General features: G+C 70.8%; 9 protein-coding genes. 5 read left to right on the forward strand and 4 right to left on the reverse strand.

Features of this window, described 5'->3' with window-relative positions:
* Positions 1-25 precede the first annotated feature (25 nt).
* From NS184_RS12580 to NS184_RS12595, 4 genes are all read left to right on the forward strand, one after another.
* Positions 26-1,690: a DHA2 family efflux MFS transporter permease subunit gene (locus NS184_RS12580; RefSeq protein WP_242863048.1), complete on the forward strand. Its 1,665-nt coding sequence runs from the start codon at positions 26-28 to the stop codon at positions 1,688-1,690.
* A gap of 103 nt (positions 1,691-1,793) precedes the next feature.
* On the forward strand, positions 1,794-2,267 hold the full coding sequence (locus NS184_RS12585; RefSeq protein WP_193750468.1) for a MarR family winged helix-turn-helix transcriptional regulator: 474 nt from the start codon (positions 1,794-1,796) through the stop codon (positions 2,265-2,267).
* Positions 2,268-2,289: 22 nt separating this feature from the next.
* The gene (locus tag NS184_RS12590; protein WP_058726458.1) at positions 2,290-2,712 is read left to right on the forward strand and encodes an organic hydroperoxide resistance protein; all 423 of its coding nucleotides are present in this window, start codon (positions 2,290-2,292) and stop codon (positions 2,710-2,712) included.
* Positions 2,713-2,736: 24 nt separating this feature from the next.
* A complete protein-coding gene (locus NS184_RS12595; protein WP_058726468.1) occupies positions 2,737-3,711 on the forward strand; it encodes a zinc-binding dehydrogenase in 975 nt (324 codons plus the stop codon).
* Positions 3,712-3,812: 101 nt separating this feature from the next.
* On the opposite strand, the gene NS184_RS12600 is transcribed toward NS184_RS12595, so the two are convergent.
* The 4 genes from NS184_RS12600 to NS184_RS12615 all read right to left on the reverse strand — a co-directional run bounded on the left by NS184_RS12600 (position 3,813) and on the right by NS184_RS12615 (position 7,248).
* Positions 3,813-4,262: a MarR family winged helix-turn-helix transcriptional regulator gene (locus NS184_RS12600; RefSeq protein WP_193750469.1), complete on the reverse strand. Its 450-nt coding sequence runs from the start codon at positions 4,260-4,262 to the stop codon at positions 3,813-3,815.
* Between the two features lie 21 nt (positions 4,263-4,283).
* Positions 4,284-4,988: a DUF4396 domain-containing protein gene (locus tag NS184_RS12605; protein ID WP_058726460.1), complete on the reverse strand. Its 705-nt coding sequence runs from the start codon at positions 4,986-4,988 to the stop codon at positions 4,284-4,286.
* A gap of 148 nt (positions 4,989-5,136) precedes the next feature.
* Complete coding sequence (locus tag NS184_RS12610; protein WP_058726461.1) at positions 5,137-6,594, reverse strand: sugar porter family MFS transporter; 1,458 nt, start codon at positions 6,592-6,594, stop codon at positions 5,137-5,139.
* A 144-nt stretch (positions 6,595-6,738) separates the two neighbouring features.
* Positions 6,739-7,248, reverse strand: a complete 510-nt coding sequence (locus NS184_RS12615; protein WP_058726462.1) for a hypothetical protein — start codon at positions 7,246-7,248, stop codon at positions 6,739-6,741.
* A 91-nt stretch (positions 7,249-7,339) separates the two neighbouring features.
* Here NS184_RS12615 and NS184_RS12620 point away from each other — a divergent pair, with 91 nt between their 5' ends.
* Entirely contained in the window at positions 7,340-8,254 is a 915-nt protein-coding gene (locus NS184_RS12620) for a hypothetical protein (protein ID WP_083513678.1), read from the forward strand.
* The last annotated feature ends 181 nt before the right edge of the window (positions 8,255-8,435 follow it).

Genomic DNA, 8,435 nt, shown 5'->3' on the forward strand with positions numbered 1-8,435 from the left:
TGCTGACGAAATCAGGAGGCACCCCATGAGCCCGGCACACCCGATGGACCCCACGACGCGCTCGGAGCACGACGAGCACCCCGACCGTCGGCGATGGGTCGGTCTCGTCGTCATCAGTGTCGCCGTGTCGCTGATCATCGTGGACTCGACCATCGTGAACGTCGCGGTCCCGAGCATCGTCCGCGACCTGGACATCGGCTCGACGGCGGTGCAGTGGGTGCAGGAGAGCTACACCCTGGTGTTCGCCGCGCTCCTGCTCGTGTTCGGCTCGCTCGCCGACCGGCTCGGGCGACGGCTCCTCATGGTGAGCGGCGTCGCGGTGTTCGCGGCGGCGTCGGTGCTCGCCGCGCTGGCCCCGACCGGCGAGCTGCTCGTGCTCGCCCGCATCGTCCAGGGCGTCGGCGGTGCGATGGTCCTCCCGACGACGCTGTCGCTCGTCAACGCGAACTTCACCGGTCGCGAGCGCGGCATCGCGTTCGCGGTCTGGGGGTCGACGATCGGCGGCATGGTCGCCGTCGGGCCGCTGCTCGGCGGGTGGCTCACGACGTCGTTCTCGTGGCGCTGGGCGTTCGGCATCAACATCCCGCTCGGCGTCGCCATCGTCGTGTGCGCGATCCTGTTCGTCCGCGAGTCCCGCGACGCGGTGCACGCCGGCCGGATCGACGTCGTCGGGGCGGTGCTCAGCGTCGTCACGAGCGCGTCGCTCGTGTTCGGGCTCATCGAGGGGCGGACCTACGGGTGGTGGACGAACGCCGAGCGACTCCGGATCGGCGACTGGTCGTGGCCCGGCCCGCTCTCCCCCATCCCGTACGCGTTCGCGCTCACCGTGGTCGCCGGCGTGCTGTTCGTGCTGTGGACGCTGCGACGCCAGCGAGCCGGTCGCTCGACGCTCATCGCCCTCGACCTGTTCGGCATCGCGTCCTTCCGGGGCGGCTCGGTCGCGGCGCTCATCGTGTCGCTCGGCGAGTTCGGCATCATCTTGTCGCTCCCGCTCTGGCTGCAGAACGTGCTCGGCTACTCCGCGCTCCAGACCGGGTTCGTGCTGCTCGCCCTCGCCGTCGGGTCCTTCGTCGCGAGCGGGTTCGCCGCGACGGCCGGTCAGCGCATCGGTGCACTCCGGATCGTCCGGCTCGGCATCGGCGCGGAGATCGTCGGCGTCGCCGCGGTCGGGTTCGTCGTCTCGTCGTCGACCCCGTGGTGGGCGATCGTTCCGTGCCTGTTCGTGTACGGCTTCGGCGTCGGTCTCGCCACCGCTCAGCTCACCGGGGTGGTGCTCCAGGACGTCCCGGTCGAGCGGAGCGGTGAGGCCTCGGGTGCGCAGAGCACCGCGCGGCAGATCGGGTCCGCGCTCGGCATCGCGGTGCTCGGCACCGTGCTCTTCACCTCGACGAACACGCTGCTCGAGCACCGTCTGGAGGACGCCGGCACCCCGTCCGCGACCGCGACGCAGGTGGCCGACGCGGTCGTGACGTCCTCGGGTGGCGCGATCGCCGGACTCCGCGAGCAGGACCCCTCGGCGGCGGACGTCGCAGCGGGAGCGTTCAGCGACGGGACCCGCGCGGCGGCGTGGTCGGCCGCCGGCTTCCTCGTGCTCGGCCTGGCGGCGACGCTGCGGCTGCGGAGTCGGCGCGAGGACGTCGACGCGACCGCGCCCGATGGCGCGTCCGCAACCGCCGTCGCGACCGATTGACGGACGGGAGGCGCGGGGCGGCCCCGCCCCGCGCCTCCCGTCGGTCGCTTCCGCCCGTACCAAGTGGGTTGTGCACAACTGAGTTGCGTGCAACGATAGCTGCATGCCCGTGACCGACGAGATGGTGTGCTTCTCGCTCTACGCCGCCTCCCGCGCGACGACCCAGGCGTACCGCACCATGCTCGAGCCCTGGGGCCTGACCTACCCGCAGTACCTCGTGCTCGTGACCCTCTGGATCGAGGGCGACCAGTCCGTGTCGTCCCTCGGCGACCACCTCCAGCTCGACTCCGGCACGCTGTCCCCGCTCCTGCGCCGCATGGAACAGGCGGACCTCGTCCGCCGCGAACGCCGGAGCACCGACGAGCGCGTCGTCACCGTGACGCTCGGGGACCGCGGGCGCTCGATCCGGCCCGAACTCGCGCACGTCCCCGCCCGCATCGCGCAGGGCATGGGGCTGCCGGACGAGCGTGCCGCACTCGAGCTCATCGGCACGCTCCAGCGCCTCACGGACACCATGCACGCCGCTGCCGAGTCCCGGGCGGACGATCCCGCCGCCACGGCCCGGCATCAGCACTGACCCCCACGAAGGAAGGAACCCCATGGAAGCCCTCTACACCGCCGAGGCCCTCTCCACCGGTGCCGGCCGCGACGGCCGCGTCGCGACCAGCGACGGCTCGTTCACGCTCGACCTCGCGATCCCGAAGGAGATGGGCGGCTCGGGCGCCGGCACGAACCCCGAGCAGCTGTTCGCCGCCGGGTACGCCGCCTGCTTCCACTCGGCACTGCAGGGTGTCGCCCGTGCACAGAAGGTGAAGATCACCGACTCGTCCGTCGGCGGACGCGTGCAGATCGGCCCGAACGGGGACGGTGGCTACCAGCTCGCCGTGCTGCTCGAGGTCGTCCTGCCCGGACTCGAGCACGACCAGGCCCAAGCCCTCGCGGACGCCGCACACCAGGTCTGCCCGTACTCGAACGCCACCCGCGGCAACATCGACGTCACCATCACCGTCTCGGAGGACTAGTCCATGAGCACCACCCCCACCACCATGCGCGCCGTCGTCCACCACGAGTTCGGCGAGCCCGCCGACGTGCTGACCGCGGAGGAGCGCCCGGTCCCCACCCCGGGCGCCGGCGAGGTACTCGTCCGCACGGTCCTCTCCCCCATCCACAACCACGACCTGTGGACCGTCCGCGGCACCTACGGCTTCAAGCCCGAGCTCCCCGCGGCCTCCGGCACCGAAGCGCTCGGTGTCGTCGAGGCCCTCGGCGAGGGCGTCACGAACCTCTCGGTCGGCCAGCGCGTCGCCGGCGGGACCTTCGGCGTCTGGGCCGAGTACTACGTCGCGAACGCCGCCGGCCTCGTGCCGGTGCCGGACACGATGACCGACGAGGACGCTGCACAGCTCGTCTCGATGCCGTTCAGCGCCATCAGCCTGCTCCACTCGCTCGACCTGCACGAGGGCGACTGGCTCATCCAGAACGCCGCGAACGGCGCAGTCGGCCGCATGGTCGCGCAGCTCGGCAAGGCCCGCGGCATCAACGTCGTCGGGCTGGTCCGCCGCGCCGCCGGTGTCGAGGAGCTCCGCGAGCAGGGCATCGAACGCATCGTCGCGACCGACGCGGACGACTGGCAGGACCAGGTCCGCGCGATCACGGGCGGCGCCCCGATCATCGCGGGCGTCGAGTCCGTCGGCGGGAAGGCCGCCGGCGACATCGCCTCCGTGATGGGCGAGAACGGCACCCTCGTCGTCTTCGGCGCGATGGCATCCCCCACCCTGGAGATCCCGTCGGGCAAGGTCATCTTCGGTCAGCTCACGGTCAAGGGCTTCTGGGGCGCGGTCGTCAGCAAGACCATGGACGCGCCGCTCAAGCAGCAGCTCTTCGGCGAGCTCATCTCGCGCGTGCTCGACGGCTCGCTGACCCTCCCGGTCTCCGAGGTCTTCCCCTTCGAGGAGGCACGCGCCGCGGCGCGTGCCAGCGACACCGCCGGCCGCGTCGGCAAGGTGCTCCTGCGCCCGTAGCGCACGCAGCCGACGGACGGGAGGCTCGTGGCGGATCCGCCACGGGCCTCCCGTCCGTTCAGGGCACCGCCATCAGAGCACGTCTCTCAGGGCACCGACCGTCAGCCGCCGAAGGCCGAGACCTCCTCGGGCAGCGGCTCGTCCATCGCCGTCCGGAGCGCCCGCATCCCGGCGACCACGACCGCGCGGTCCGCCTCGGGGACACGCTCCAACACCTCGGCGAGTTCACGCCGACGTCGTTCGCTCACCTCGTCGACGAGCGCTCGACCCTGGTCGGTCGCCGCGACGAGCACCTCGCGCCGGTTCGACGGCCCAGGGCGACGTTCCACCCACCCGCCAGCCACGAGCCGGTCGACGTTGCGGGTCAGCGTGGAGGGCTCGACCGCCAGACGGTCGGCGAGGTCACCGGCGCGGGTCGGCCCGAGGGTGCTGACGAGCACGATGAGGCGGAACTGCGGCACCGTGACGTGCTCCAGTGCCGTCGTCAGCGACCGTGCAACGACGCCGAGCAATCCGCGGGACGCTGCGAGGACTTCATCGAGGTCGGCCATGCCGTCCATCCTCGCAGTCCGTCACATGGCCTCCTTGATGCCGCGGCGGACGAGCCAGGCATTGACCGGGTAGGCGCACACGAAGCCGGCCACCATCGCGAGCTGCATCGCCACCCAGAACTCCGGCGAGAAGACACTCGCCCGCCCGCCGAAGAGCGCGGGGAACACCACGAGCTGCCACACGGCCATGAGCCCGTACATGCCGATCTGCCACGCGACGATGCTGAGCGTGTCGGCCTTGAGCGCGGCGACGAGCCCGGCACGGACTCCCAGGCCGCGCATCGGGGCGATCGCGAAGTACTGGAACCCGATGCCGAGCAGGTAGGCGAGCACGAAGTCCACCACCCAACCGGCGATCATGCGGTCCTGGTACAGCGAGCCGAGCCCGACGAGCGCGCCGAGGGCGGGGAACCAGGCGAGTCCGAACTCACCGACCAGGTCGCCGAGGGCACATCCCGCGCCACAGTGGCTCGTGTCGATCGCCGTACCGGCCCACCGGCCGTGGTCCGGCGCGGTCGCCCTCCCGCGTCGGAGGTAGAACACCAGCCAGACGACGCTGCCGAACAGCATCGTCAGCGGCCAGACGAACGCCATCACGCGCATGTGCGGCGGGTGCCGGACGACGTCGACGGCGACGAACAGGGCGCAGCCGACCGCGACGACCAGCAGTACGGCGCAGACCGTGGTGAGCACGGCGGGGAACGACGGGACACCGAGCTCGACCACGTCAGCTCCTCGACTTGTACGGGTACAACGACGGGTCGAGCCTACGGTCGGCTCGACCCGTCGTTCCCAGCCGGGTGGAAGACGGACGGGAGGCGCGGTGCCAGATGGCACCGCGCCTCCCGTCCGTCGGTTGCTCAGCCCAGCGTGATCAGGCGCGCGACCGCTTCTTGTCGACCACGAAGATGTTGCCGGTCGTGACGCCCTCCTCGACCTCTTCGAGGGTGCGGCCGCGGCTCTCCGGCACGAACTTCCAGATGAAGAGCAGCGCCAGGACGCCGACGATCGCGAAGCCGAAGAACGTCCCCGTGATGCCGGTCGCCGCCACGATCGTCGGGAAGTACAGCCCGAGGAACGCGTTCGCGATCCAGAGGCAGAACACCGAGATGCCCATGCCGAGCGCGCGGATCTGCGTCGGGAAGATCTCGGACAGGATCACCCACGTCGCGATGTTGAGGAACGTCTGCATCGAGCCGACGAACGCGACGACGAGGAAGAGGATGACCCATGGGCGAGCCGGGTTGCCCTGGACCAGGGTCATCGATGCGATCCCGATGAGGAAGTGGCACAGCGTCGTCAACGAGTAGCCGAGGATGAGCGTGGTCCGACGGTTGATGCGCTCCATGTTGGCGATGGCGATGAAACCGCCGACCACGGCGATCACGCCGGGCGCGATGTTGGCGATGAGGGCAGCCTGCTGCTCGAAGCCGGACTCGATGAGGACGGTCTGGCCGTAGTACATGATCGAGTTGATGCCGGTGAGCTGCTGGGCGACGCCGATGCCCGCCCCGATGAGCACGATCCGGATCAGCCACTTGTTGCCGAGGAGCGTTCGCCAGCCGCTCTGCCGCTCGACCTTCGCCTCGAGCTCGTTCGTCCGCTTGATGTCCTCGAGCTCGGCCGTCGCGCGCTCCTTCGACCGGATCTGCCCGAGTACCTCGAGCGCCTCGTCGTTGCGCCCCTTCGACGCGAGCCACCGCGGCGACTCCGGCACCCGGAGCATGCCGACGAAGAGCGCGATCGCCGGGAGGGCGCAGACGGCGAGCATGACGCGCCAGACGCCACCGCCCTCACCCCAGAGGCTGCCGATGATCGCGTTCACCACGAAGGCGGCGAGCTGGCCGATCACGATCATGAGTTCGTTGCGACCGGACAGCGACCCGCGGATCTCGTACGGCGCGAGCTCGGCGAGGAACACCGGGACGACGGTCGATGCACCACCCACCGCGAGACCGAGCAGCACGCGGCCGACGACGATCACCCCGAAGGACGGGGCGAAGACGCAGATGAGCGTGCCGACGAAGAACGTGACGGCGAGCAGGATGATCGTCTTGCGGCGACCCCACCCGTCGGCGACACGACCACCGAGCATGGCGCCGACCGCCGCGCCGAACAGCAGCGAGCTCGTGACGACGCCCTCGGTGAAGTTCGTGAGGCCGAGCTCGGCCTTCATCGGGTTCAGCGCACCGTTGATGACGCCGGTGTCGTACCCGAAGAGCAGGCCGCCGAACGTGGCGACGAGAGCCAGCACGCCGAGCCGGCGGCGGTGCGGCCCCGTGCCGACCGGGGGCAGTGCGACAGACGGTGCTGTCGGCTTGATGTCGACCATGCGGTGACTCCTTCGTCCGTGATCGCGCTTCATCGCGTGGACCGATCGTAACCGGAAACCATGTCCTGTCAATCGGTCATACGGTCGTTCGGCAGGTTGGATCGCTCCAGGAAACCCCTGGTCAACGTCGAGCGGTGAGAACCATCAATCGTCGTCGTGGTCGTGCGGCGATGGCTCGTCGCCCAGGACGTCCCCCAGGGACGCCATCCCGGCGCCGTGGTCCGTGTAGCGCCGGACCGTCCGGCGGGCGGCAGCGCTCGCAGCCCCGGCGAGCTTCGGATCGCGACGAGCGGCGTCGGCGACGCGGCCCGCGTGCCCGGCGGTCGACAGCAGGACGTTCGCGAGCGCCCGCGCACCACCCTGCTCCGGGACCCCGGCGATCGACCACGCCGACCGCACCTGCTCGTCCGGGCTGACGCCGCGGCGGGTCCCCATCCGGTGCCAGTCCGACAGGGCGCCCTCGGTCCGGTCCGCGGCACGGGCGGACTCGTCGGACCGGCGGCGAGCGGCGTCCCGGACGGCGTCGTCGGCCAGGGCGTCGCGCGCAGCGATCGAGTCGGCACGTGCACGGGCCGCCGCGTCGTCCCCGCCCGACTCCGCGATGCGGGCGGCGTGGGCTGCTGCTGCGGCGGCGAGGATCTCCGAACGGTCCATGCCGACGACGCTAACGCCTGCGGCCGACAGCGCACGACCGGTTCGCATGCACGGTCTCCCCCGGTTAGCATCGCGCGGGAGGGGGAACACGATGAGGACTGCACCGAGGACCGTCGCCACGCTGGGGTTCGTGACGATCGGCATCGTCGCGTTGGGCGGCTGCAGCCTGCTCCGCGGCCCCGAACCGGTACCGGTGCCGACCCGCTCGGATGCGTCGGAGAGCGCGTCCCCGAAGCCGACTCCGACACCTGACGAGTCGTCCGCCGAGGCACTGCTGGAAGCATCGGCGCACCCGCGGACACCCACCCCGGAGCCGACCGAAGCCGCCGCGCCCGCACCGACACTGAGCCGCATCGCCGCCGGGACGGTCGTCGCGGAGGGGAACGTCGCGTCGCCCCTCGGGAGCGTGCACTTCCACTTCCGGATGGTGTCGGACGGCGACGACACCTTCTCGGCGCAGTACTCCGGCTTCACGTCGACCCTGCCCGTCCCGGTGTCCGTGTCCCTGTTCGAGAAACCACGGGCGGTCGGCGACGGCCTCACCTACCGGGGCGTCGGGGACCACCAGCTCGGCGGCGCGACCGCGGCCCCGGGGTCCTCGGCGACCGTGCCGCTCGACGGTTCGGGTGTCGACCCGTCCGGACTCACGACACTCGTCACCTACTCGTCCGCCGGCCCCGACGCCGCGGTGCCGATCGAACTCGGCCCCGGCAAGGTGCTCGCCGTGACGACGGTCCGGTGGTCGGTGCCCGCCAGGACCACGAACGTGCGACCGGTCGACAGCGGCACGCGGGCGAACGCGGCCGGGAAGGTCACGGCGACGACCGCGAGCGGCACCCCGAAGTCGTACGTCGTGGCACCCGACGACCTCATCGGGGACGTCGCCGCCCGGTTCGGGATCAGTGTCCGCGCCCTCGTGTGGTTGAACGAGGGCGTGCAGGTGTTCGGCGACGACCAGTACCTCTACGAGGGGACGACCCTCAACCTCGACCCGCTGGCTCGCTGACCCGCTCCGCGCCCAGATGACGGACGGGAGGCCCGTGGCGCTGGCTCTTATACACATATGACGCTGCCGACGAATAGGGAGGTGTATGACTAGGAGGGGGACGTAGCCATAGAGAAACACCACAACAACGAGAGAGGTAGAAAGCGACGTAGAAACCTATACATAACAAATACAGCCGACA

Origin of the sequence: Curtobacterium luteum (assembly GCF_001475545.1) — a bacterium.
Taxonomy (GTDB): Bacteria; Actinomycetota; Actinomycetes; order Actinomycetales; family Microbacteriaceae; genus Curtobacterium; species Curtobacterium luteum_A.

What these genes read in the sequence shown, in the direction of transcription:
- NS184_RS12590 (WP_058726458.1), top strand. Translation starts at nt 2,290, where the DNA reads ATGGAAGCCCTCTACACCGCCGAGGCCCTCTCCACCGGTGCCGGCCGC.
- NS184_RS12600 (WP_193750469.1), bottom strand. Translation starts at nt 4,262, where the DNA reads ATGGCCGACCTCGATGAAGTCCTCGCAGCGTCCCGCGGATTGCTCGGC.
- NS184_RS12615 (WP_058726462.1), bottom strand. Translation starts at nt 7,248, where the DNA reads ATGGACCGTTCGGAGATCCTCGCCGCCGCAGCAGCAGCCCACGCCGCC.
- NS184_RS12620 (WP_083513678.1), top strand. Translation starts at nt 7,340, where the DNA reads ATGAGGACTGCACCGAGGACCGTCGCCACGCTGGGGTTCGTGACGATC.
- NS184_RS12610 (WP_058726461.1), bottom strand. Translation starts at nt 6,594, where the DNA reads ATGGTCGACATCAAGCCGACAGCACCGTCTGTCGCACTGCCCCCGGTC.
- NS184_RS12580 (WP_242863048.1), top strand. Translation starts at nt 26, where the DNA reads ATGAGCCCGGCACACCCGATGGACCCCACGACGCGCTCGGAGCACGAC.
- NS184_RS12595 (WP_058726468.1), top strand. Translation starts at nt 2,737, where the DNA reads ATGCGCGCCGTCGTCCACCACGAGTTCGGCGAGCCCGCCGACGTGCTG.
- NS184_RS12585 (WP_193750468.1), top strand. Translation starts at nt 1,794, where the DNA reads ATGCCCGTGACCGACGAGATGGTGTGCTTCTCGCTCTACGCCGCCTCC.